Consider the following 20,321-nt stretch of genomic DNA (forward strand, 5'->3'; position numbering starts at 1 on the left):
CCGGCTCGGCGGCCGGGCTCAGGGGGTGACGAGCAGCGGGCGCATCCGGACCGAGGCGGTGTCGTCGAAGAGCCGGTCGTGGGTGGCCAGGGCGAACCGGTCGGTCATGCCGGTGACGTGGTCGACGACCTGGGTGAGCAGGTCGGCCTCGGTGTCCCGGTAGGTCGCCGGGATCAGCTCGGGGTGGGCCAGGTGGTGGTCGACCAGCCGGCGGATGACGCCGATCGCCATCTGCTTCTGCCCCGCAGCGGTCTCGGACTCGTAGACGTGCTCGAACATGAAGGCCCGCAGCTCGGCCATCGCCGCCAGCGCCTCCGGTGCCATGACCACCGCGCCGGTGGTGTTGTCCGGGGACAGGCTGCCCTCGACGACCGCGGAGATCATCGCCCCGACCATCGCGCTGCCCGGTGCACCGAAGACCCGGCGGGTGCTGGCCGGCAGGTCACCGACGGACAGCACCCCGGCGCGGACGGCGTCCAGCGCGTCGTGGGAGAGGTAGCCGATCCGGTCGGCGAACCGCACGCACTGCGCCTCCCGGGTCGTCGGCGGCGGGGTGATCTTCCAGCTGTGCGCCCGGATCCCGTCGCGGACCTCCCAGGTGAGGTTGAGGTCCTCAAGCACCTCCACGATGCGCACGCCCTGCGCGGCGTGGTGCCAGCCGCCGGCGACGTAGGGCTCCAGCGCGGCCTCGCCGATGTGCCCGAACGGCGAGTGGCCCAGGTCGTGGCCCAGCGCGATCGCCTCGGCCAGCGTCTCGTTCAGCGACAGCGCCGCGGCCAGCGACCGGGCCACCTGGGTGACCTGCAGCGTGTGGGTGAGGCGGGTGACGAAGTGGTCGCCGTCGGGATTGAGGAACACCTGCGTCTTGTGCTTGAGCCGGCGGAAGGCCTTGGCGTGCAGGATCCGGTCCCGGTCCCGCTCGTAGGCGGTGCGCAGCTCGTCCTCCGGCTCCGGCCGGGCGCGCCCGCGGGTGTGCACCGACCGGGCCGCGCCCGGCGCCAGCAGCTCCTCGGCGGCCTCGCGGGCACGCCGATCGGCCAGCCGGAACGGGGACGCGGGCGTGCTCATGCCGAGAGCACGACCCCGAGGAGGGCGTCGACCAGGTCGCCGACGACCGTGGGTGACTGCTCGTCCCAGTCGTCGGGCACGTCGGTCGACCCGGCGCCGGCCAGGGTGGCCTGCGCCCAGGCGTCGACGGCGGCGATGGCACCGGGGGTGTCCAGGTCGTCGGCCAGCCGCTCGCGCACCGTGATCAGCACCGGCCCGGCCGGGGCGCCCAGCGGCAGGGCCACCGCCCGCTGCCAGGCCGACAGCCGCTTCTCCGCGGCGGTGAGCAGATCGAGGGTCCAGGCGCGGTCGGTGCGGTAGTGCCCGGACAGCAGCGCGAGCCGGATCGCCATCGGGTCCACGCCCTCACCGCGCAGCCGGGAGACGAACACCAGGTTGCCCCGGCTCTTGCTCATCTTCTCGCCGTCCAGGCCGATCATCGCCGCGTGCACGTAGGCCCGGGCGAAGGGCTTGGTGGCCGTGAGCGCCTCGGCGTGGACGGCGGAGTACTCGTGGTGCGGGAAGACCAGGTCGCTGCCACCGCCCTGGACGTCGAAGCCCATGCCGATGGTGTCCAGCGCGATCGCCGCGCACTCGATGTGCCAGCCGGGGCGGCCGGCGACGCCGCGCGGGCCGGGCCAGGACGGCTCGCCCTCGCGGGCCCCGCGCCACAGCAGCGGGTCCAGCCGGTTGCGCTTGCCCGGCCGGTCGGGGTCGCCGCCCCGCTCGGCCGACAGCCGCAGCATGGTGGGCTCGTCGTACCCGGACTCGCTGCCGAATCCCGGCGCCTGCGCGACGTCGTGGTAGAGGTCGCCGGTGCCGTCGTCGAGGGAGTAGGCCAGCCCGGCGTCCCACAGCTCCTCGACCTTGACCACGATCTGCGGGATCGCCTCGACCGCGCCGACGTAGTCGTCGGGCGGGAGGACGCGCAGGGCGGTCATGTCCTCGCGGAACAGCGCGGTCTCGCGCATCCCCAGCACGATCCAGTCCTCGCCGTCGCGGTCGGCCCGCTCGAACAGCGGGTCGTCGACGTCGGTGACGTTCTGCACGTAGTGGACCGCGTGCCGGGCGTCGCGCCAGATCCGGTTCACCAGGTCGAAGGCCAGGTAGGTGGCGGCGTGCCCGAGGTGGGTGGCGTCGTAGGGGGTGATCCCGCAGACGTACATCCGCGCGGTGCGGCCGGGGGTGACCTCGACGACCTCACCGCGGGCGGTGTCGTACAGCCGCAGGGCCGGGCCGGAGCCGGGCAGCATCGGGATCAGTGGGGCGGGCCAGGAGTGCACGTGGCGAGCGTAGAACCGCTGTCCGACACCTCCGCACGGCACCCGGTCGCATCGGCCCAGGTCGGGCGTGCTCAGGGCCAGCGGGTGGCGTACCTGTCGAACTGCTCACCGGTCTGCACGCCGACCACGCAGAACAGCAGGCCCGAGGGGTCCTTCATCTGCCAGAAGCCGCCCATGTCGGCCATCCGCAGGGCACCGAGCGCCTCCAGCCGGGCGACCTCGGCGTGCACGTCGTCGGTCTCGATGTCGACGTGCCAGCGCGGTGCGGTGCCCGGGCCGGTGCGTTGGACCTCCAGGTGGAAGCCGTCGGCGAAGGAGCCCAGCGAGGACCACACGTCGTCGCCGGGCTCGCGCTCGACCGGGTGGCCGGTGGCCGCCGACCAGAAGTGCTGGCCGCGGTCGTGCAGCTCCGGCGGGAGGTCGATGAGCAGGACGGCGAGGCGGCTGCGGTGCGGCACCGGCTCACCCAACCAGCGCGACCCCGCCGGGGGCAACGGCCGGCTGTCCCTCGATGCCCGGCCCCCGCTCCAGGTCGCCCTCCCGCACGGCCACCCAGAGCACGACCGCGATCAGCACGGCCAGGAGCAGCAGCCCGATCAGGACGGCGGGAGGACGGCGCACCGGGTCACCGTGGCACCCCGGGGACCGCCGGGCAACGACGTCCGCACCGGGCGACCCGATGTCCGGGCTCACCGTGCCTGCTCCTGGCTCACCGCCGGAGGTGAGCCAGGAGCAGGCACGATCAGGTCACCTGATCCCGGCGGACCTCAGAAGGGCGGCCAGGGCAGGGCGGGCCAGTCGCCGCTGGGCTGCGGGTGCAGCTGCGTGCGCAGCAGGTCCTCGACCCGCTGCTGCGTGCGCCGGACCTCGCGCCGGGTGAGGTGCTCGTGCAGCTGCTCCCCCAGGTCCCCGCGCAGCTGCTCGGCCAGCCGCTCCAGCACGGCCAGGTGCTCCAGCAGCAGCGGCTTGCCCGCCCAGCGCCACAGCAGCGTGCGCAGCTTGGGGTCGACGGAGAAGCAGATGCCGTGGTCGACGCCGTACACGTGCCCGTCGCGCATCGGGATGATGTGGCCGCCCTTGCGGTCGGCGTTGTTGACCACCGCGTCGAACACCGCCATCCGGCGCAGCCCCGGGTCGTCGGCGCGCACGAACTCGGCCAGGTCGACGGCCGGGTCGGCGTCCATCCACAGCTGCACCATGCCGGTGCCGTAGGGGCCCTCGCGCAGCACGGTGGGCGGGACGACCGCCCACCCGGTCGCCTCCGACACCAGGTGCGCGCCGATCTCGCGACCGGCCAGGGTGCCGTCGGGGAAGTCCCACAGCGGCCGCTCGCCGGCCACCGGCTTGTAGACGCACGTCGCGCCCAGGGTGGCGGTGCGGATGGCGGCGATGAGCGTGACGTTGCTGGCGTCCAGCAGCCGGCCCTCGAGGTCGAGCTCGCCGTCGCGCAGCAGGGTGGCCACCTCCTCCGGCCCGTCGGGGGCCCGGCGGTCGCCGTGGTCGAAGGTGGTCAGGTCCAGCTCGACGACGTCGCCGTCGTCGTCGTACTCGTCCTCGTCGTACTCGGCGACGGGCTCGTCCTCGGCCAACGGGTCCTCCAGCCGGTCGTCGCGTGGGCCGGAGCCCGGGTCGGGTGGGCCCGTCACCGAGCCGCCGGCTGCCGGCCGCGGGTCAGCGGCGGTAGCCGTTCTGCCGCGGGCACACGTGCCCGGCGGGGTCGAGCGGGAGCGAGCACAGCGGGCAGGACGGGCGGCCGGCGGAGATGACCCGCCGGGCGCGCGCGACGAAGGCGCGGGCGGCGGCCGGGGTGATGGTGACCCGCAGCGCGTCGGGGCCCTCGTCGCTGTCGGAGAGGATCACGTCCTCCTCGATCGGCTCCTCGCCGGCGGCGACGGCCTCGACGACGACGGCCGCGGCCTCGCCGTCCCAGGCCAGGCCCATGGCGGCGACCCGGAACTCCTCGTCGACGGGGGCGGTGAGCGGATCGAGGTCGTCGACGTCGGCGTCGGGCGGGACGACGACGGAGGCGCGGGTGGCCACCTCGTCGAGCAGCTCGCTCATCCGGTCGGCCAGCACCTGCACCTGCGACTTCTCCAGCGCCACGCTGATCGTGCGGCCGGCCTCGTCGGAGGCCTGCAGGTAGAAGGTGCGGTCGCCGGGCTGGCCCACCGTGCCGGCGACGAACCGGGTGGGACGGTCGAAGGTGAAGACCTGACGAGGCACGGGTGTCAGGTTACGCGGCGCCGGAGCCCGCGCCGCCGCCGACGACCGCGTCGGAGGACTTCCGCCGCCCGCGCTTCCTCTTCGGCGGGATCAGCGCCGCGACGTCGCCCCCGGTGTCGTTGACCCGGACGACGAAGGGGCGGGTGTCGGTGTAGGTGACCACCGAGATCGAGGCGGGGTCGACGACGATGCGCTGGAAGGAGTCCAGGTGCATGCCGAACGCGTCGGCCAGCACCGCCTTGATCACGTCACCGTGGCTGCAGGCGACCCACACGGCGTCCGGCCCCAGCGTGGCGTTCCACTCGCGGACGGCGGCCACCGCGCGCGCCTGGGTCTGCGCCAGCCCCTCCCCCTCGGGGCCGGGGAACACCGCCGCGGAGGGGTGCTGCTGCACGACCTTCCACAGCGGCTCCTTGGCCAGCTCCTTGATCGGCCGGCCGGTCCAGTCGCCGTAGCGGGCCTCGCCGAGCCGGTCGTCGGTCCGCAGCTCCAGCTCGCGGCCGGCGACGACCGCGCCGGCGGTCTGCCGGCAGCGCTCCAGCGGGCTGCTCACCACCGCCGCCAGCGGTACCGACGACAGCCGCTGGGCGACGGCGGCCACCTGCCCCTGCCCGGTCTCGTCGAGCTGGACGCCGGGGGTCCACCCGGCCAGGACGCCGGCGGTGTTGGCCGTCGTCCGGCCGTGCCTGAGCAGGATGACGGTGGTCACGAACCGACCCTATGCTCCGGCCCCCTCAGGCCCCGTCCAGAGGCTCGTCCCGAGCTCGCGAGGGATGAGGGGGACGGGGTCCTTCCACCGCCGAGAGCGTGCGAGTGGTGGGGCGAGGAGGTCCTTCGGCCTCCCTCAGGCGCCGGAGTCGGGGTCGAGGACGCCGGCGCCGACCAGCACGAGGATGAGCAGGCCCAGCGCGACGCGGTAGACGACGAAGGGGGTGAAGCTGCCCTTGTTCAGGTAGCGCAGCAGCCAGGCGATGACGACGTAGCCCACGGCGAACGAGATGACGGTGGCCAGCAGGGTCGGGCCCCACTCGATGCCGCCGTCGAGGGACTGCTGCACCTGGTAGAGCCCCGAGCCCAGGACGGCGGGGATGGCCAGCAGGAACGAGTAGCGCGCCGCCGCGGCCCGGGAGTAGCCGAGGAACCGGCCGGCGGTGATGGTGCCGCCGGAGCGGGAGACACCGGGGATGAGCGCCAGCGCCTGGGCGAACCCGTAGACGAGACCGTGCCGGGGCGTGAGGTCGGGCAGCTCGAGCTTGCCGCTGCTCATCCGGTCGGCGGCGTAGAGGATCAGCGAGAACAGCACCAGCGCGATCGCGACGATGCGCAGGTCGCGGAACGTGGTCTCGATCTGGTCCTGCAGCAGCAGCCCGAGCACGATGATCGGGATGCTGCCGATGATGATCAGCCAGCCCATCCGGGCGTCGGCGTCGCGGGGCCGGTCGCGGTGCAGCAGCGAGCCCACCCACGACTTGATGATCCGGGCGATGTCCTCGCGGAAGTAGATGAGCACCGCGACCTCGGTGCCGATCTGGATGATCGCGGTGAACGCCGCGCCCGGGTCGTCCCAGCCGAACAGGTCACCGACGATGCGCAGGTGGGCGCTGGAGCTGACCGGGATGAACTCGGTGAGCCCCTGCACCAGACCGAGGAACGCCGCCTCGAACCACCCCACCGGTCAGCCCAGCCGGGCGAGGTCGGGGGCGGACGGGAGGACGGCGAGACGGCATGGCACGGCAGGCACCCTAGGGGTTGCGGCTGTCAGCACCGCGCACGCCGCCCCGGGGACACGCGTCGGCGGGCGGTCCCGTCGGTGGACGACGGTAGGTTGACCGGTCGTGGAACAGCGGGCGCTCGGGCGCAGCGGGCTCGTGGTCTCCCGGCTCGGTCTGGGCACCATGACCTGGGGCCGTGACACCGACGAGGACGAGGCCGCGATGCAGCTCACCGCCTTCGTCGACGCCGGCGGGACGCTGGTCGACACCGCCGACGTGTACGCCGACGGCGAGAGCGAGCGCACCCTCGGGCGGCTGCTGGCCGACGTCGTCCCGCGCTCCGACGTGCTGGTCGCCACCAAGGCCGCCGGGCGCACCGGCCCGGGGCCGATGGGCCGAGGCGCGTCCCGCGGGCACCTGCTCGCCGCGCTCGACGCCTCGCTGGAGCGCCTGGGCCTGGACCACGTCGACCTGTGGCAGCTGCACGCCTGGGACGACGCGACCCCGCTGGAGGAGACGCTGGCCGCCTGCGACCTCGCGGTGTCCTCGGGCCGGGCCCGCTACATCGGGGTGAGCAACTTCTCCGGCTGGCAGACCGCGCAGGCCGCGACCTGGCAGCGCGCCTGGCCCGGTCGCACCCCGGTGGTGAGCACCCAGGTCGAGTACTCGCTGCTGCAGCGCGGCATCGAGCGCGAGGTCGCCCCGGCCGCGGAGGCGCTGGGGCTGGGCGTCCTGCCGTGGTCGCCGCTGGGCCGCGGGCTGCTGACCGGCAAGTACCGGCACGCCACCCCCGAGGACTCCCGGGCGGCGTCCCCGCAGTGGCAGGGCTTCCTCTCCCGGCTGCACTCCCCCACCGCTGACCGCGTGGTGGAGGCGGTGGTGACCGCCGCCGACGGGCTGGGCACCAGCCCGCTGGGGGTGGCCCTGGCCTGGCTGCGCGACCGGCCCGGCGTCGTCGCCCCGATCGTGGGCGCCCGCACCGCCGCGCAGCTGCAGGAGACACTGGACGCCGACGGCGTGCGGCTGCCGCCGGCCATCGTCACCGCGCTGGACGACGTCTCGGCGCCGCACTTCTCCTATCCCGACCAGCGGCCGGATCCCTCATGAGCACCCCCTCCCCGACCGGCGACCCGGTCTTCGCCGCCTTCTGCGCCGCCGGCCTGTGGCCCGGCCTGGGCAAGCGCGCCGCGGCCGAGCTGCCCGCCGCCGGCATCACCAGCCCCGACGACGTCTCGGCCGACACGCTGCTCAAGCTGCCCCGGGTGGGCCGGCAGCGCGCCGAGCGGCTGTTCAGCTCCTTCCTGGCCGCCGGCCCCACCTACGAGGTGGTGGAGCTGCTCGTCGGCGCCGGCCTCAACGCCCGGCTGGCGGTGAGCTCCGCCGACACCCTGGGCCCGGACGCCGCCCGCCGGCTGCGCGACGACCCGTGGGCGCTGCTGAGCCTCAACGGCGTCACGCTCGCCGACGCCGACCGGCTGGCGATCACCGTGCTGTCCGGCGCCGACCGGCAGGACTCCCGCCGCGGCCGCGCGATCGTCTCCCTGACCCTGCGCACCGCCACCCGCGACGGGCACACGGTGCTGCCGGCCGACCTGGTGGTGGCCGCGCTGCAGGCCGAGGGCATCGCCGACCCGGCCGCCGCGGTGCTCGCCGCCGTCGAGTCCGGCGAGGTGCTCGATCACGAGCCGCCGTTCGTCGAGCCCGACGAGGACGACGACGAGTTCCCCGAGCCGGACCCGTCGCTGCGCACGTTGTCGCTGGCCCGGTTCGGGATGGCCGAGGAGGCCGTGGCCGAGAACGTGCACCGGCTGGCGGCCACGAGCCGGCGGATCGCGGACCCCGCGTCGGTGCGCTCGGTGGCCAAGGGGCTGGACCCGGCGCAGCAGGCCGCGGTCGCCCAGGTGCTGGGCGCGGGCATCTCGCTGCTCACCGGCGGGCCGGGCACCGGCAAGAGCCGCACGGTCGCCTCGCTGGTGAAGCTGCTGGAGGCCAAGGGCACCGAGGTGGCGCTGGCCGCCCCGACCGGCCGGGCGGCCAAGCGGCTCGAGGAGCTCACCGACCACCCGGCGGTCACCGTGCACCGGCTGCTCGGCGCCCAGGGCATGACCGGCGGGTTCGCCCGCAACGAGGAGTGGCCGCTGGACGCCGACGTGGTGGTGGTCGACGAGGCCTCGATGCTCGACGTCGAGCTCACCGCGGCGCTGCTGGAGGCCTGCCCCGACGGCACGCACCTGCTGCTGGTCGGTGACCCGGCGCAGCTGCCCTCGATCGGCCCCGGCCACGTGCTCGGCGACCTGATCGACTCCGGTGCGGTGCCGGTCACCGAGCTGACCACGCTGCACCGGCAGGCCGCCGGTGGCGCGATCGCCCGGCTGGCCACCGGCGTCCGCGGCGGGGAGCTGGTGCAGGTCGAGTCCCCCGACCGCGAGGTCGTCATCGTGCCGGCCACCGGCAGTGCGGAGGCGGCCCGGCGGGTGGTGCAGCTGGTCACCGACTCCATCCCGCGCGCGCTGGGCATCGACCCGGCCACGGTGCAGGTGGTCACCCCGGTGCACCGCGGGCCGGCCGGCACGATCGAGCTGAACAAGGCGCTCAAGGCCGCGCTGAACCCCGGCGACGGCACCGTCTTCGGCTTCGACGTCGGCGACCGGGTGGTGGCCACGGCCAACCACCTGGACCTGGAGCCCATCGGGTTCGCCAACGGTGAGGTGGGCGTGGTCACCGGCACCGGCGACGGCTCGCTGAACGTCGACTTCAGCTCCGGCCCGGTCACGGTCAACGGCTCGGCGCTGTCGGACCTGCGGCACGGCTGGGCCATCACGGTCCACCGGGCGCAGGGCTCGGAGTGGCCGGGCGTGGTCGTCGTCCTGCCCCCGGAGGCCGGCGGGATGCTGTCGCGGCCGCTGGTCTACACCGCGCTCACCCGGGCGCAGAAGCACCTGTCGATCGTGCACGCCAGCGGTGCCGCGCTGGCCCGCGCCGTCCGCGAGGTCGACGTCCGGCCGCGGCGCACGCGGCTGGCGACGCTGCTGGCGGAGATGGCCGAGTGACCACCCGATCAGGTGACCGGCGTTTGACCCGTTGATCTTGAGGGAACCATCGCTGCCATGGGCATCATCGGCTTCCTCGTCTTCGGTCTCGTCGTCGGCGCGCTCGCGCGTCTGATCAAGCCCGGCAAGCAGAACCTCAGCATCCTGGCCACCCTGCTGCTGGGTGTCGTCGGCTCGCTGATCGGTGGCTTCGTCGCCAAGTTCTTCGGCACCGGCGGCTACTTCGAGCTGAACATCCTCGGCGCCATCGTGGCGATCGTCGCCGCTGTCCTGCTGATCGGCGTCGCCGAGGGCATGAGCAGCGGCCGCCGCTCGGTGCGCTGACGCACCCCGTCCCCCGCTCCACCCCTGCCCGGGGCGCCGACCTGCTGGTCAGCGTCCCGGGCAGGCGCGTTCCGCGGCGCAGAGCAGCCGCTGCACGGCCACACCCAGGTCCTCGGGACCGGTGACCGGCGCCGGGAACGGCACCCGCACGTCGCGGTGGTGCCCGGCCGGCTGCTCGAAGCGCAGCCGGAAGCCGAACCGGTCGAGCCCCAGCGGGCGCACGGTTCCGCCGCCGGCCCACTCCGCCGGCACCCGCGAGGCCAGCAGGGCCAGCTGCTCGGGGTGCGACGCGTCGAGGTGCTGCAGCATGTCCGCCTCCACCGCCGCGAGCGGGTCGGGGACGGCGGCCAGGTAGTCGTCGGGGTCGACCTCGGTGACCGCGCCGCACTCCCCCAGCACCACCTCCGCCAGGTCCAGCGACAGCAGCGTCGCGGTCGAGCCCACGTCGAGCAGCGCACCGACCGGGGCGACGTCGGCGAAGGCCAGCAGCGCCTCCTGCTGGTCGGCCGGCTCGACCGGGGTCAGCCAGCCCGACAGCCACACCTGCGCGCGGACAGCGTCGTGCAGCGGCACCGGCGCGTGGTCGGTGACCATCAGCAGCGCCGCCAGGTCGCCGTCTGCCGAGGCGCGCACGGCGGTGCACACCTCCCCGTCGGTCGGGACGACGAGCAGCACCTGCCCGTGGGCGGTGATGGTGTGCGCGAGCACCCGGCTGCCGTCGATGCCGGCGGCACAGACGGCGGCGGCCGGGCGGCCGGCGACGGTGCGGGCGCGCTCGGCAGCGCTCGGCCGCAGGGCGGCGGGGCGGATCGATCGTGTCATGCGGCACTCCGGGCTCGGGCCGACTCGTCATCGGGGTAAGGTGAGCCTAACCGAACACGGAGGTCCTGTGAACAGCTCCCGCCCCAAGGTCCGCCGCAGCCGCGCGCTGGGCATCCCGCTCACCCCCAAGGACGTGCGCTACTTCGAGCGCCGCCCCTACCCGCCGGGTGAGCACGGCCGCAAGCGCCGCGTCGCGAGCGACTACTCCACCCGCCTGAAGGAGAAGCAGCGGCTGCGCGCGCAGTACGACATCAGCGAGACGCAGCTGCGCTCGGCCTTCGACCGCGCCAGGCGCAGCGGTGGCAAGACCGGCGAGGAGCTGATCACCCACCAGCTGGAGGCCCGCCTGGACGCCACCGTGCTGCGGGCCGGCTTCGCCCGCACCATCTACCAGGCGCGGCAGGTCGTCAGCCACCAGCACGTGCTGGTCAACGGCGCGCGCGTCGACCGGCCCAGCTACCAGGTGCAGCCCTACGACGTCGTCGAGATCGCCGAGAAGAGCAAGACCAAGCCGCCGTTCCAGGTCGCGGCCTCCGGCGCGCACGCCGCTGCCCCGGGTTACCTGGAGGTGCAGCTGTCGCAGCTGCGCTGCACGGTGCTCCGCCGGCCGCGCCGCGACGAGGTCCCGGTCATCTGCGACGAGCAGCTGGTCGTGGAGCACTACTCCCGCTGACCCGCTGCACCGCCCCGGCCCGTGCGCCCGCAGGCGCACGGGCCGGGGCGTGCCACGGGCAGCTCCCCCGGCCGCCGACGGGGCTCAGCCGCGGAACTCGTCCTCGTCGCCGCCGGCGTCGGCCTGCTGCTCGAGCACGTCGTACTGGTCGGCCTCGGCGTCCCCGCTGCGCACGCCGCTGGTGCCACCCGGGGTGGCGGTCAGCTGCTGCTCGATGCCGTCGGCCTCCGGGACGTCGTCGGCCGGCGGCGCGGCCTCGGCGGCCAGCTCCGGACTGCCCGGGACGGCGTCCTGCAGCTGCTCCTGGCGGTCGGCGTCGGTGGCTTCCGGATCGGTCACGGTGGTCTCCTGGCTGCTCGGTGGGCCCGGCCCGCTGCCGGCGCCCTCGCCGTCCTCCCCTGCCCGGACGGCCGTCGGACGACACCCGGGGCGGCGACCGGGTGGTGAGCACCACGTGACCGGCGGGCGTCCGGCAGGCACAATCGGGCGGGTGTCATCACCCGGCGAGTACGAGTACGCCCCGCTGCGCCTGCCGGCCGGGATCTCCCGGTCGGCCGCGGCCCAGCTGATGAGCATGCAGTCCGACACCGGTGGCTGGGAACTCGCCCGCCTCCAGGCGTTCGCCGACGGCTCGCGCAAGGTGGTCATGCGGCGGCGGATGCGGCTGTCGTACCTGCCCCGCCCGATGATCTGATCCGCTCGCCCTCACGCGCGCTGCCGGGCGCCCACCCGCCCCGGCGATAGGCTGCCGTCCCTCGCCGCTGCCGCCTGGCCGGCCGAGTCGGACGAGAGGTGGGGGCTCGGCGTGGACCGGCGGGTCAGCAGACGGCACCTGCTGCCTTTGGGCGTCCTGGCCTTCTGCGTCGTCCTGGACGTGATCAGCGGACCGGGCCAGGTCGTGATCGGCCTGCTGGCCATGGCCCCGCTGGTCGCGGCGATCCTGATGGGCCGGGCGTCCACCATCGCCTACGGCCTGGCCGCGGTGGCCCTGGCGGTCCTGCTGGGCGTCTACGGCGACCAGTACACCGCAGAGACCGCCTTCGCCCAGTCGCTGCGCATCCTGGGCGTGGTCGTCAGCGGCGTCCTGGCCGTGTTCGCCTGCACGCTGCGGCTGCGGCGGGAGGAGGCCCTGGCCCGGCTCAACACCGAGGCGGCCACCTCGCGCGCCGCCGTCCAGCTCGCGGCCAGCTTGCAGCGCAGCCTGCTCACCGAGCCACCCGTCGTCCCCGGGGTGGAGATGGCCGTGCGCTACCTGCCGGCCATGCAGCACGCGCAGGTGGGCGGCGACTGGTACGACGCGTTCCCGCTGGCCGACGGCACCACGATGCTGGTGATCGGCGACGTGGCCGGGCACGACGTCGCCGCGGCCGCGACCATGGCCCAGGCCCGCGGTGTGCTGCGCGGCATCGCCTCGACCGTCGGCAGTTCCCCTGCCGCGGTGCTGGACGCCATGGACCGCGCCCTGCTGCAACTGCGGGTCGAGACCCTGATGACCGTGACGGCGGCGACCCTGCGCCGCGAGCCGGACGGCGGGTCGACGACCCTGACCTGGTCCAACGCCGGCCACCCCCCGCCGGTGCTGACCGGCGCGGACGGCGCCGTGGCGGTGCTGCGCCGTCCGACCGACCTGCTGCTCGGGATCAGCCCGAAGGTGCCGCGCACCGACCACACGGTGCAGCTGTCCCCCGGCGACACGGTGCTGCTCTACACCGATGGCCTGGTCGAGCGCCGGGGCAGCACGCTGGACGAGGGCACCGCCTGGCTGGTCGAGGCGCTCGCCCCGCTGGCCGGGCGGCCGCTGGAGGAGCTGTGCGACGCCCTGCTGGAGGGGATGGCCGGCGCGGTCCCGGACGACGTCGCGGTGCTCGCCGTCCGGGTGCGCGCCTGAGGCGTCAGACCTGGCGCAGGAACCGGTCCAGCACGCGGATGCCGAAGTGCAGCGAGTCGACGGAGATGCGCTCGTCGATGCCGTGGAACAGCGAGGCGAAGTCCAGCTCGGCGGGCAGCTTGAGCGGGGAGAAGCCGAAGCAGCGCATGCCCAGGGTCTCGAAGCTCTTGGCGTCGGTGCCGCCGCTCATCGTGAACGGGACCGGGCGGGCACCGGCGTCCTCGGCCTTGAGCGCCTCGACCATGAGGTCGACGGTGGGCCCGTCGAAGGTGGTCTCGACCGCCTGGTCGTAGGTGATCCACTCGCGGGTGACGCCCTCGCCGATCAGCTCGTCCAGCTGGGCCTCGAACTGCTCCTCCTGGCCGTAGAGGAACCGGCCGTCGATGGTGGCGCTGGCGGTGCCGGGGATGACGTTGGCCTTGTAGCCGGCGTCGAGCATCGTGGGGTTGGCCGTGTTGCGCAGCGCCGCGCCGATCATCCGGCTGATGCTGCCCAGCCGGGCGAGGGCCTCCTCCGGGGAGTCCGGGTCGATCTCGATGCCGTAGGCGTCGCTGACCGCGTCGAGGAACTCCCGCATCGGCGGGGTGAGCACCGTGGGCAGCCGGGTCGACCCGATCCGGGCGACGGCCTCGGCCAGCCGGGTGACGGCGTTGTCGTCGTGGACGAAGGAGCCGTGCCCGGGCCGGCCGCCGGCGGTGAGCTTCATCCAGGCCAGGCCCTTCTCCGCGGTCTGCACCAGGTACAGGCGCAGGTCGTCGCGGACGGTGATGCTGAAGCCGCCGACCTCGCTGATCGCCTCGGTGCAGCCCTCGAACAGGTCGGCGTGCTCGTCGACCAGGAAGTGGGCACCCTTCTTGCCGCCGGCCTCCTCGTCGGCGACGAAGGCCAGCACGATGTCGCGGTCGGGCTTGACGCCGGTGCGGGCCCAGTCGCGGACGAGCGCGAGGGTCATGGCGTCCATGTCCTTCATGTCGACCGCGCCGCGGCCCCAGACGTAGCCGTCGCGCTCCTCCCCGCCGAAGGGGTGCACGCTCCACTCGCTCGGGTCGGCCGGGACGACGTCGAGGTGACCGTGCACGAGCATGGCCGGGCGGTCGCGGTTCGTGCCCTCGATCCGGGCGACCAGGCTGGCCCGGCCCGGCTCGGACTCGTGGATGACGCTGTCGATGCCGACCTCGTCGAGCTTGGCCGCGACCCACTCCGCTGCCTTGCGCTCCCCCGCGCTGGTGGCGGTGTCCCCGGTGTTGGTGGTGTCGATCCGGATGAGCTCCGACAGCAGCTCGGCGACCTCGGACTGGGCACCGGCGAGCGGGGTGGGGCTGGGCTGCGACATGCCGCCGATCCTGCCACCGGCCCCAGCGCGGAGCCCGGCGGAGCCTCGGTTATGCTCATCCACGGCGCTCTTCGGGGCGCCCACCTTGTCCGGGTGGCGGAATGGCAGACGCGCTAGCTTGAGGTGCTAGTGCCCTTTATCGGGCGTGGGGGTTCAAGTCCCCCCTCGGACACCAGCTGAGCCCCAGGAACCTGCAGGTCAGGAACCTGGGGCGCTGTGATTTCCAGGCCCCGACCAGCCCGGCGATACCGCGCTGATACCTGAGAGGTCACAACGCAGCCTCCGTGTAGGGACCGAGCAGGCGCTCGCGCAGCTCCGCCACGTTCTGGGCGACGGACTCCCATCCTTGGCCGACGCCCTCCTGGTATCGCAGCGGCTCCCACTTCATCCCCAGGCCCTCCAGCGCCTGGAGCTGGGCCAGCAGCTCGTCGCGGTCCTCGCGGCCACGCTGGTCAGCGTGGAAGGTGCGCAGGATGGTCACAAGCCCTTCGAGGTAGTCCAGGGCTGCCTCAAGGTCAGCGGTGCGCACGGTTGCGTCGGCGTTCATGGTCATCCTCCGAGGAGTGCGGCGAAGCGATCGGCGGCCTGGCGTCCCATGCCGGGGTGCACGTGCGCATAGACGGACAGGGTGATCGTCGGACTGGCGTGCCCCAGCCGCTCGCTGACCACCTTGACCGGGACGCCGTCGGCGAGCAGAAGGGTGGCGTGCGTGTGCCTCAAGTCGTGCAGACGGATCGCCGGCAGCTGGTCGGGCCCAAGCGCCTTCCGGGCGTGCGCGACGTAGGCGTTGAACCGACGCGAGAACCGCTCCGGGTGGCGGTGACTGCCGTCCAAGTCCCCGAGCACCAAGGCAGAGTCCCGGACGAGGTCGAGCGCTAGCAGTCCTCTGGTCGCCCGGTAGGCCCGCAGGGCGCTAATCGTTCCCGAGTCGAGATCAATCACCCGCGACCGCCCGGTCTTGGTCGGGCCCTCGATCACCTGCTCCCCTGACCCCTTGGTGTTGACGATCCCGACGCTGCGTCGCACCGCGAGCCGGCCTGCGTCTAGGTCGATGTCACGCCACCGCAGGGCGAGAGCCTCACCGCGACGCATCCCCGTCGCTGCGAGCAGTCGCCAGCCCATGGCGATCTCACGGTCGCGGGCATCAGCCCATCCCAGGAAGCGGCCGAGCTCGGCCGCGGTCCATGCCTGCATCTCAGGCGGCCGCGATTCCTTCGGGCTAGGAGGCGTCGCCCGGTCGGTCGGGTTGACGGTCAGCCTGCCCTCCTTCACCGCGTCGCTCAGCGCCGAACGCAGGATGGTGAAGACGTATCGGGTCGTCCGCGGGGAGAGGCCACCCTTGTTGTCGGCGCGCCCGGACGCCTCCAACTTCCGCATCCACACGTTCACCGAGGCGCCCGTCAGTCGGGACACGACGGTGCTCCCGAGGTAGGGGTTGACGTGCAGCCGAATGTTCTTGGCGTACGACGCGATCGTGGAAGGGCTCAGCCGCAGACCGGCCACCCACTCGGCCAGGTAGGCATCCAGTCGCTGCTTACTGGGCTCGACCCACTGCCCCTTCTCGGCGGAGCTGATCTGCTCTCGGAGCGCTGCGGCGGCCGCCTGGCGGGTCAGGAAGCCGCGCTTCATCGTCTGCTTGCGGGTGCCGTCCGACGTCGTGACCCAGTACTTGATCAAGAACCGTCGGCCGGCCTTCGTGACGTACTCGCTGATGCTGCCCTCCCCGGCCTGCCTGCGGCGGGGCGCGCTCATGACTCAACCTCTTGGTCTCGCTGCCTCTTGAGTCGAGCCAGGACCTTGCGGTCGTCTTCGATCTCCTGCTCAGCCATTGCCGTGCTTTGGATCAGGTGGGCCACGCGGTTCTTCCCCCAACTGATGTGCGCCTCAACCTGCCTGATGCGTTCGTCGAGGCTCCAGACCGGAGGGGAGTCTCCGTAGAGGGCATCCACTTCCACCCGGAAGGCAGCTGCGATTGCCCACAGCTCGACGGCTCGCACGGCACGGGTCCCCTGCTCAATTCGCACGATGGCTTCGTCGCGTAGGTCGACGCCGAGGGTCCTCAGCTCAGTCGCCAGGCGCACTTTGGACCAGCCCAGGTGCTCACGGTGATCGCGGATGGCCCACCGGATCTGTTCCGCGAGCGACTCCGTCGACGACTTGATGCCGGCCAACTCGTCCTCGTCGTAGGGGACGTTCGGGTCTCGCACGGGATGCACAAAGGGTTCCGCCGGTAGTTCCTGCATAAATCGCAGGGTATGCGACTAGCGCAACGCGTGTCAACGCCAGCAGACTCCATGGTGACAGATCCGCAGCTTCTGCGAATGGAGCAACGGCATGACGCCGGAGTACCTGACCACCAACGACTTGGCCGTCCTCACGCGCAGCAACGCAAGCACCGTCCGGAGCTGGCGGTTCCGACGGGTTGGCCCGCCAGGAGTACGCGTCGGCAGGCGCATCCTCTACCGCCGAGCCGACGTGGAGGCCTGGTTCGACGGTCGCCTCGCTCTTGACAGGGAAGCGGCATGAACCTCGACGACCTCTGCAACAGCAAGGCCGCGGCGCTCACCGTCACCGATGTGGCCAGTGTCCTCGGAGTCGACGTCCGAACCGTCAGCCGAGCCTGCGATGAGGGCCAGCTGCCCAGCCTGCGCATCAGCCGACGCCTGCTCATCCCTCGCCTACCGCTGCTCGCCCTCTTGGGCGCCAGCGATGCCGAGACCACCGAGCCGGCCAAGACGCCGCTCAAGTCGGTCGTCGGCCTCTAGCAGGAGCGGTCAGTCCCGGGCCTGGGACCGGCCGCCGCCCACCACCGCCACTCCATCCACCTGGAGCAACTACCCATGAGTGTACTGCCCAGCGACCCCGTCGACCCCCCGGTCGCGGCCGCCACCCGTGATCCCAGCCCTGCCCCCGTCGAGCGACTGAGTCTTCAGCTGCGACGCCGCCGCGCTGGCGCCGCCCGCTGCGAGCCCCTTCCGGACGGCCGTCGAGACCCCTTCGAGCCCGTTCCGGACACCCGCCGGGGATGGAGCGAGCTCGACCGCTGCGCCGCCGCCCTGCTGTACCTGCAGCGCCAGGGGCTGCCCGGCCTGCCGTCGCCCGACGTCGCGCAGGCGCTGGCTCGCTACCCCGAGCGCTACGCGGCGGTCCTCCCCCGGCGGCCCGCCGCATGACCTGGACTCCCACCCTCTTCGAGGAGCCAGCCACCCGCGCCACGGTCTCCATCAAGTGCGGCTCTCGCAGCGCCTGGCTACGCGGGTACGGCCTACGACAGCTCCTCCTGGAGCTCGACTGCGCCTCCATGTGGTGCCCGATCGAGCACTGCCTGACCATCCCCGTCGACCGCGTCGGCGACCTCCTGGCCCTCCTCGAGCACCGGGACCGCCGCGTCGTGGAGCTCACGGCGGTCGACAGGTGACCCTCATCGAGGACCCTTGGACGGCCCCGCCGGCACCATCTACTGACGAGCCCGATGCTGCCGCCCCCGAACGGCTCTACGTCGACGTTGCCGCGCTCCTGGCCGGCGGACTACCCAAGCCCCCCGCGCCGCGGCTGATGCGCCGAGAAGACGGGCACTGCCTCTTCTACGACGGCAAGGTCAACGTCCTCTTCGGCGACCCCGAGTGCGGCAAGACCATGATCGCGATGGCCGCCTGCAGTGAGGCGCTCAACGAGGGCCGGCGGGTCACCATCCTCGACGTCGACCACAACGGCGCCGCCGAGATCGTCAGCCGTCTGATCCTGCTCGGGGCGCACCCGCACCACCTCGCCGACCCCACCCGCTTCCGGCTGCACGAACCTGACGACGCCGAAGAACTCCGGGCGGTCGTCGCCTCCATGCAGCGATGGCGCCCGGCCGTCGCCATCGTCGACAGCCTCGGCGAAGTCATCCCGATGCTCGGCCTGTCGTCCAACTCCCCCGACGACTACAGCACCGCGCACCGCGACGTCCTCACCGCCATGGCTCAAGCCGGCGCGGCCGTCATCGCAATCGACCACATGCCCAAGTCCGAGGACGCCCGTACCCACGGGCAGACGGGCACCGTCGCCAAGCGGCGAGCCGTCAACGGCGCCAACCTCCGCGTCACCCTCACCGACACCTTCGTGCCCGGACAAGGCGGCGCAGCCAGCCTCACCGTCCACAAGGACCGCACGGGTGGGCTGCGCGCGCACTGCCCCAACGTCGGCAAGAACCCGCCTGCGGGCCGCTTCATCCTCACCGCCCACGACGACGGCACCGCCAGCTGGCGCGTCACCTCCCCCGACGCCGCTACCGACGTCCCCACCGGCGGCCGAGCGTCCGTCGATGACATCGCCGAACTCGACTCACTCGACCCCGAACCCACCTCCGTCCGAGACGTCAAGACCCGCCTCGGCTGGGGCTCCGACCGGGCGACCAAGGCCCTCGCAGCATGGAAGGAACAGCGCTCAGCATGAGTACCTCAACAACCCCGGAATCACGGGCAACTGGCAGCGTTCCCCGTTCCCCCTCCTACGTCGGGGGGAACGCGGAACACCGCCCCCATGTCTGTACCTCAGGAACGTTCCTGGCGTTCCCGGAACGACAGGCGATGAGCAGCGACACGACGCGTCACCTGCCCACGGCGGCTGGCTTGGCGATGTGCGGACATGCCGCGCACGTGCACGAGCGGGCCCTGTCGCGCCCGTTCGGAGGCCGCCGGGTATCGCTGCGGGTAGCAATCGCCGCCTGCGCTGTCGCTCAGCAGGCGTCCGTGCAGGTCAGCAAAGTGGTCGGTCCTCGATCAGCGCGGGATGAACAGTCCCCCCTCACCCGGTCGGTGCACGCGTGACCGCCGAGCAGGAGCCGACTCTGGCCCAGGTATGGGCGGCGACAGTTGCCGATGCCCGCCGTCAGCTGGCTGCGGTGGAGCGAGGCAAGATGCGTGCCTCTGGCCGCCAGCTGCGCACCTGGCGCCGGATCATCGCCAACGCCGAGCAGTGGGGGTTGGCGTGAGCGGCGGCTGGCACACGACCGAGCGCCGACAGCGCGAGTGGTGGGAGCAGGCCGTCACCGAGGTGCAGGCCCGCCTGGCACGGATCGACCGCGGCGAGTCCTCGGCGCCGGACCAGATGGTGCGCTGCCTGCGAGTGTTCGCCGGTCTGCCGGCGGTACCCCGATGAGCGCGGCGACGCACGACCTACGCGGGCCCGAACTCCTGCCAGTGGGCGATGTTGAGCGCCTCGTCGATGCTGCCAGCCGGGTTACCCATGCTGTACGGCCCATCCGGCGCCGGCCCCGCGGCCTCGCGGAGCTCCACCATGTACCGCTGGGCTCCTGCGCTTGGGCCGGCGTCCATGACTGTCACCTGGACGGTGCGCTGCCCGCGCTCGACATGGAAGGTCCGCAGCTCGTACCCGTCCTCGGCGCCGGCGGCGCGGAGGACCTGGGCAAGGACGTCGTCGTCAGCCATGCCGGGAGCGTAAGTCGATGACCGGCGAACCGCCCACGGGGCGAGACGAGTGGACTCCCGCCTTCCCGGGCCAGCGCCCCCCGTTCCAGCCCGGGCACGAGCTGTCCACCCGCCACGGTGCCTACTCCCCTCGGAGGGTGGACCCCTTGGCTACCGAACTAGTGGCCCTGGTGGAGGCCGACCCGTCGGTGACGTGGCTGTCTCCCGTGCATCGGCCGGCGCTGTGGGCGTGGGCCCGCGCCGAGGCGCAGGTGCAGCTGCTGACCGAGTACCTCGAGCGGGCCGGCGAGGTGACCGGTGACGGGCTGGGCGACCTGGAGAGCGAGGCCGTGAAGGCGGCGTACCTGCTGCTGCACCGGGCTGAGGCTAGGGCGACGACGCAGCGTGCCCGGCTGGGGCTGGACCCCATGTCCCGGGCCCGTCTGGGCCGCGACGTGGCGTCCGCTGGCGCTGCTGACGCTGTGGCTGAGCTGACCCGACTACGGGAGCAGCACGAGCGTGCGACCGGCGGGCGGGTGATCGACGGTGAGTGAG

At 73.1% G+C, this 20,321-nt stretch carries 28 protein-coding genes and 1 tRNA gene; 14 read left to right on the top strand and 15 right to left on the bottom strand.

Translation table 11 applies throughout. The features are described 5' to 3' along the window. Window positions 1-18: 18 nt before the first annotated feature. The 8 genes from ACGBYP_RS11875 to ACGBYP_RS11910 form a co-directional block, all read right to left on the bottom strand. Complete coding sequence (locus tag ACGBYP_RS11875) at window positions 19-1,068, bottom strand: HD domain-containing protein (RefSeq protein WP_411584268.1); 1,050 nt, start codon at window positions 1,066-1,068, stop codon at window positions 19-21. Beyond that, window positions 1,065-2,330: a cysteine--1-D-myo-inosityl 2-amino-2-deoxy-alpha-D-glucopyranoside ligase gene (gene mshC / locus ACGBYP_RS11880; RefSeq protein ID WP_411584270.1), complete on the bottom strand. Its 1,266-nt coding sequence runs from the start codon at window positions 2,328-2,330 to the stop codon at window positions 1,065-1,067. The genes ACGBYP_RS11875 and mshC overlap by 4 nt, the downstream gene beginning before the upstream one ends. A gap of 71 nt (window positions 2,331-2,401) precedes the next feature. Continuing rightward, on the bottom strand, window positions 2,402-2,788 hold the full coding sequence (locus ACGBYP_RS11885) for a VOC family protein (RefSeq protein WP_411584272.1): 387 nt from the start codon (window positions 2,786-2,788) through the stop codon (window positions 2,402-2,404). Window positions 2,789-2,792: 4 nt separating this feature from the next. Continuing rightward, on the bottom strand, window positions 2,793-2,951 hold the full coding sequence (locus tag ACGBYP_RS11890; protein ID WP_411584274.1) for a hypothetical protein: 159 nt from the start codon (window positions 2,949-2,951) through the stop codon (window positions 2,793-2,795). Window positions 2,952-3,097: 146 nt separating this feature from the next. Further along, the gene (locus ACGBYP_RS11895; RefSeq protein ID WP_411584276.1) at window positions 3,098-3,976 is read right to left on the bottom strand and encodes an SCO1664 family protein; all 879 of its coding nucleotides are present in this window, start codon (window positions 3,974-3,976) and stop codon (window positions 3,098-3,100) included. Between the two features lie 25 nt (window positions 3,977-4,001). Further along, complete coding sequence (locus ACGBYP_RS11900; protein ID WP_411584278.1) at window positions 4,002-4,553, bottom strand: DUF3090 family protein; 552 nt, start codon at window positions 4,551-4,553, stop codon at window positions 4,002-4,004. A gap of 10 nt (window positions 4,554-4,563) precedes the next feature. After that, entirely contained in the window at window positions 4,564-5,262 is a 699-nt protein-coding gene (locus ACGBYP_RS11905; protein ID WP_411584280.1) for a histidine phosphatase family protein, read from the bottom strand. Window positions 5,263-5,397: 135 nt separating this feature from the next. Further along, window positions 5,398-6,225, bottom strand: a complete 828-nt coding sequence (locus ACGBYP_RS11910; protein ID WP_411584282.1) for an undecaprenyl-diphosphate phosphatase — start codon at window positions 6,223-6,225, stop codon at window positions 5,398-5,400. A 163-nt stretch (window positions 6,226-6,388) separates the two neighbouring features. On the opposite strand from ACGBYP_RS11910, the gene ACGBYP_RS11915 reads away from it, so the two are divergent. The 3 genes from ACGBYP_RS11915 to ACGBYP_RS11925 are packed head-to-tail and all read left to right on the top strand — an operon-like array spanning window position 6,389 to window position 9,639. After that, window positions 6,389-7,372 carry an aldo/keto reductase gene (locus ACGBYP_RS11915; protein ID WP_411584284.1) on the top strand — a complete coding sequence of 328 codons (984 nt, stop codon included), beginning with the start codon at window positions 6,389-6,391 and terminating at the stop codon, window positions 7,370-7,372. Then, window positions 7,369-9,315, top strand: a complete 1,947-nt coding sequence (locus ACGBYP_RS11920) for an AAA family ATPase (RefSeq protein ID WP_411584286.1) — start codon at window positions 7,369-7,371, stop codon at window positions 9,313-9,315. Before ACGBYP_RS11915 ends, ACGBYP_RS11920 begins: the two co-directional genes overlap by 4 nt. Window positions 9,316-9,372: 57 nt before the next feature. Continuing rightward, window positions 9,373-9,639, top strand: coding sequence for a GlsB/YeaQ/YmgE family stress response membrane protein (locus ACGBYP_RS11925; protein WP_411584288.1), 267 nt, complete (start codon window positions 9,373-9,375; stop codon window positions 9,637-9,639). 48 nt (window positions 9,640-9,687) lie between these two features. On the opposite strand, the gene ACGBYP_RS11930 is transcribed toward ACGBYP_RS11925, so the two are convergent. Beyond that, on the bottom strand, window positions 9,688-10,461 hold the full coding sequence (locus ACGBYP_RS11930) for a DUF2470 domain-containing protein (RefSeq protein WP_411584290.1): 774 nt from the start codon (window positions 10,459-10,461) through the stop codon (window positions 9,688-9,690). Between the two features lie 67 nt (window positions 10,462-10,528). Between ACGBYP_RS11930 and rpsD the strand changes: the two genes are divergently transcribed. Then, on the top strand, window positions 10,529-11,134 hold the full coding sequence (gene rpsD / locus ACGBYP_RS11935) for a 30S ribosomal protein S4 (RefSeq protein WP_411584292.1): 606 nt from the start codon (window positions 10,529-10,531) through the stop codon (window positions 11,132-11,134). 84 nt (window positions 11,135-11,218) lie between these two features. Here the strand turns inward: rpsD and ACGBYP_RS11940 are convergent, their stop codons facing one another. Beyond that, complete coding sequence (locus ACGBYP_RS11940; RefSeq protein ID WP_411584294.1) at window positions 11,219-11,473, bottom strand: hypothetical protein; 255 nt, start codon at window positions 11,471-11,473, stop codon at window positions 11,219-11,221. A gap of 151 nt (window positions 11,474-11,624) precedes the next feature. Between ACGBYP_RS11940 and ACGBYP_RS11945 the strand changes: the two genes are divergently transcribed. Continuing rightward, window positions 11,625-11,828 (top strand): DUF5703 family protein, encoded by a 204-nt coding sequence (locus tag ACGBYP_RS11945; RefSeq protein WP_411584296.1) that lies wholly within the window; start codon window positions 11,625-11,627, stop codon window positions 11,826-11,828. 111 nt (window positions 11,829-11,939) lie between these two features. Then, window positions 11,940-13,022: a PP2C family protein-serine/threonine phosphatase gene (locus ACGBYP_RS11950; RefSeq protein ID WP_411584298.1), complete on the top strand. Its 1,083-nt coding sequence runs from the start codon at window positions 11,940-11,942 to the stop codon at window positions 13,020-13,022. Between the two features lie 4 nt (window positions 13,023-13,026). On the opposite strand, the gene ACGBYP_RS11955 is transcribed toward ACGBYP_RS11950, so the two are convergent. Beyond that, window positions 13,027-14,355 (bottom strand): M20/M25/M40 family metallo-hydrolase, encoded by a 1,329-nt coding sequence (locus tag ACGBYP_RS11955; RefSeq protein WP_411584300.1) that lies wholly within the window; start codon window positions 14,353-14,355, stop codon window positions 13,027-13,029. Between the two features lie 87 nt (window positions 14,356-14,442). On the opposite strand from ACGBYP_RS11955, the gene ACGBYP_RS11960 reads away from it, so the two are divergent. Continuing rightward, window positions 14,443-14,530 (top strand) — tRNA-Leu (locus ACGBYP_RS11960). Between the two features lie 93 nt (window positions 14,531-14,623). Here the strand turns inward: ACGBYP_RS11960 and ACGBYP_RS11965 are convergent. Genes ACGBYP_RS11965 through ACGBYP_RS11975 form a run of 3 tightly spaced genes read right to left on the bottom strand, consistent with a single transcriptional unit; the run spans window position 14,624 to window position 16,598 of the window. Further along, window positions 14,624-14,902: a hypothetical protein gene (locus ACGBYP_RS11965; RefSeq protein WP_411584302.1), complete on the bottom strand. Its 279-nt coding sequence runs from the start codon at window positions 14,900-14,902 to the stop codon at window positions 14,624-14,626. 2 nt (window positions 14,903-14,904) lie between these two features. Beyond that, window positions 14,905-16,107, bottom strand: coding sequence for a tyrosine-type recombinase/integrase (locus tag ACGBYP_RS11970; protein WP_411584304.1), 1,203 nt, complete (start codon window positions 16,105-16,107; stop codon window positions 14,905-14,907). Continuing rightward, on the bottom strand, window positions 16,104-16,598 hold the full coding sequence (locus ACGBYP_RS11975; protein ID WP_411584306.1) for a helix-turn-helix domain-containing protein: 495 nt from the start codon (window positions 16,596-16,598) through the stop codon (window positions 16,104-16,106). Before ACGBYP_RS11975 ends, ACGBYP_RS11970 begins: the two co-directional genes overlap by 4 nt. Window positions 16,599-16,689: 91 nt before the next feature. Here ACGBYP_RS11975 and ACGBYP_RS11980 point away from each other — a divergent pair, with 91 nt between their 5' ends. From ACGBYP_RS11980 to ACGBYP_RS12005, 6 genes are all read left to right on the top strand, one after another. Next, window positions 16,690-16,881, top strand: coding sequence for a helix-turn-helix domain-containing protein (locus ACGBYP_RS11980; protein WP_411584308.1), 192 nt, complete (start codon window positions 16,690-16,692; stop codon window positions 16,879-16,881). Beyond that, a complete protein-coding gene (locus ACGBYP_RS11985; RefSeq protein ID WP_411584310.1) occupies window positions 16,878-17,120 on the top strand; it encodes a helix-turn-helix domain-containing protein in 243 nt (80 codons plus the stop codon). The genes ACGBYP_RS11980 and ACGBYP_RS11985 overlap by 4 nt, the downstream gene beginning before the upstream one ends. Window positions 17,121-17,195: 75 nt before the next feature. Beyond that, window positions 17,196-17,528 carry a hypothetical protein gene (locus tag ACGBYP_RS11990; protein WP_411584312.1) on the top strand — a complete coding sequence of 111 codons (333 nt, stop codon included), beginning with the start codon at window positions 17,196-17,198 and terminating at the stop codon, window positions 17,526-17,528. Beyond that, the gene (locus ACGBYP_RS11995) at window positions 17,525-17,773 is read left to right on the top strand and encodes a hypothetical protein (RefSeq protein ID WP_411584314.1); all 249 of its coding nucleotides are present in this window, start codon (window positions 17,525-17,527) and stop codon (window positions 17,771-17,773) included. The genes ACGBYP_RS11990 and ACGBYP_RS11995 overlap by 4 nt, the downstream gene beginning before the upstream one ends. Continuing rightward, entirely contained in the window at window positions 17,770-18,792 is a 1,023-nt protein-coding gene (locus tag ACGBYP_RS12000; RefSeq protein ID WP_411584316.1) for an AAA family ATPase, read from the top strand. The genes ACGBYP_RS11995 and ACGBYP_RS12000 overlap by 4 nt, the downstream gene beginning before the upstream one ends. A gap of 370 nt (window positions 18,793-19,162) precedes the next feature. Further along, on the top strand, window positions 19,163-19,330 hold the full coding sequence (locus tag ACGBYP_RS12005) for a hypothetical protein (RefSeq protein WP_411584318.1): 168 nt from the start codon (window positions 19,163-19,165) through the stop codon (window positions 19,328-19,330). 184 nt (window positions 19,331-19,514) lie between these two features. Here the strand turns inward: ACGBYP_RS12005 and ACGBYP_RS12010 are convergent, their stop codons facing one another. Continuing rightward, window positions 19,515-19,787: a hypothetical protein gene (locus ACGBYP_RS12010; RefSeq protein ID WP_411584320.1), complete on the bottom strand. Its 273-nt coding sequence runs from the start codon at window positions 19,785-19,787 to the stop codon at window positions 19,515-19,517. Between the two features lie 137 nt (window positions 19,788-19,924). Here ACGBYP_RS12010 and ACGBYP_RS12015 point away from each other — a divergent pair, with 137 nt between their 5' ends. Further along, the gene (locus tag ACGBYP_RS12015; RefSeq protein ID WP_411584322.1) at window positions 19,925-20,320 is read left to right on the top strand and encodes a hypothetical protein; all 396 of its coding nucleotides are present in this window, start codon (window positions 19,925-19,927) and stop codon (window positions 20,318-20,320) included. Window position 20,321: the final 1 nt, after the last annotated feature.

The organism is Modestobacter sp. SSW1-42 (assembly GCF_046635825.1).
In the GTDB taxonomy this organism is placed as follows: Bacteria; Actinomycetota; Actinomycetes; order Mycobacteriales; family Geodermatophilaceae; genus Modestobacter.

Excerpts from the sequence above, each read along its gene's own strand:
- ACGBYP_RS11875 (WP_411584268.1), bottom strand. The coding sequence starts at position 1,068 with ATGAGCACGCCCGCGTCCCCGTTCCGGCTGGCCGATCGGCGTGCCCGC.
- ACGBYP_RS11920 (WP_411584286.1), top strand. The coding sequence starts at position 7,369 with ATGAGCACCCCCTCCCCGACCGGCGACCCGGTCTTCGCCGCCTTCTGC.
- ACGBYP_RS11925 (WP_411584288.1), top strand. The coding sequence starts at position 9,373 with ATGGGCATCATCGGCTTCCTCGTCTTCGGTCTCGTCGTCGGCGCGCTC.
- ACGBYP_RS11930 (WP_411584290.1), bottom strand. The coding sequence starts at position 10,461 with ATGACACGATCGATCCGCCCCGCCGCCCTGCGGCCGAGCGCTGCCGAG.
- ACGBYP_RS11955 (WP_411584300.1), bottom strand. The coding sequence starts at position 14,355 with ATGTCGCAGCCCAGCCCCACCCCGCTCGCCGGTGCCCAGTCCGAGGTC.
- ACGBYP_RS11965 (WP_411584302.1), bottom strand. The coding sequence starts at position 14,902 with ATGAACGCCGACGCAACCGTGCGCACCGCTGACCTTGAGGCAGCCCTG.
- ACGBYP_RS11970 (WP_411584304.1), bottom strand. The coding sequence starts at position 16,107 with ATGAGCGCGCCCCGCCGCAGGCAGGCCGGGGAGGGCAGCATCAGCGAG.
- ACGBYP_RS11975 (WP_411584306.1), bottom strand. The coding sequence starts at position 16,598 with ATGCAGGAACTACCGGCGGAACCCTTTGTGCATCCCGTGCGAGACCCG.
- ACGBYP_RS11980 (WP_411584308.1), top strand. The coding sequence starts at position 16,690 with ATGACGCCGGAGTACCTGACCACCAACGACTTGGCCGTCCTCACGCGC.
- ACGBYP_RS11985 (WP_411584310.1), top strand. The coding sequence starts at position 16,878 with ATGAACCTCGACGACCTCTGCAACAGCAAGGCCGCGGCGCTCACCGTC.
- ACGBYP_RS11990 (WP_411584312.1), top strand. The coding sequence starts at position 17,196 with ATGAGTGTACTGCCCAGCGACCCCGTCGACCCCCCGGTCGCGGCCGCC.
- ACGBYP_RS11995 (WP_411584314.1), top strand. The coding sequence starts at position 17,525 with ATGACCTGGACTCCCACCCTCTTCGAGGAGCCAGCCACCCGCGCCACG.
- ACGBYP_RS12010 (WP_411584320.1), bottom strand. The coding sequence starts at position 19,787 with ATGGCTGACGACGACGTCCTTGCCCAGGTCCTCCGCGCCGCCGGCGCC.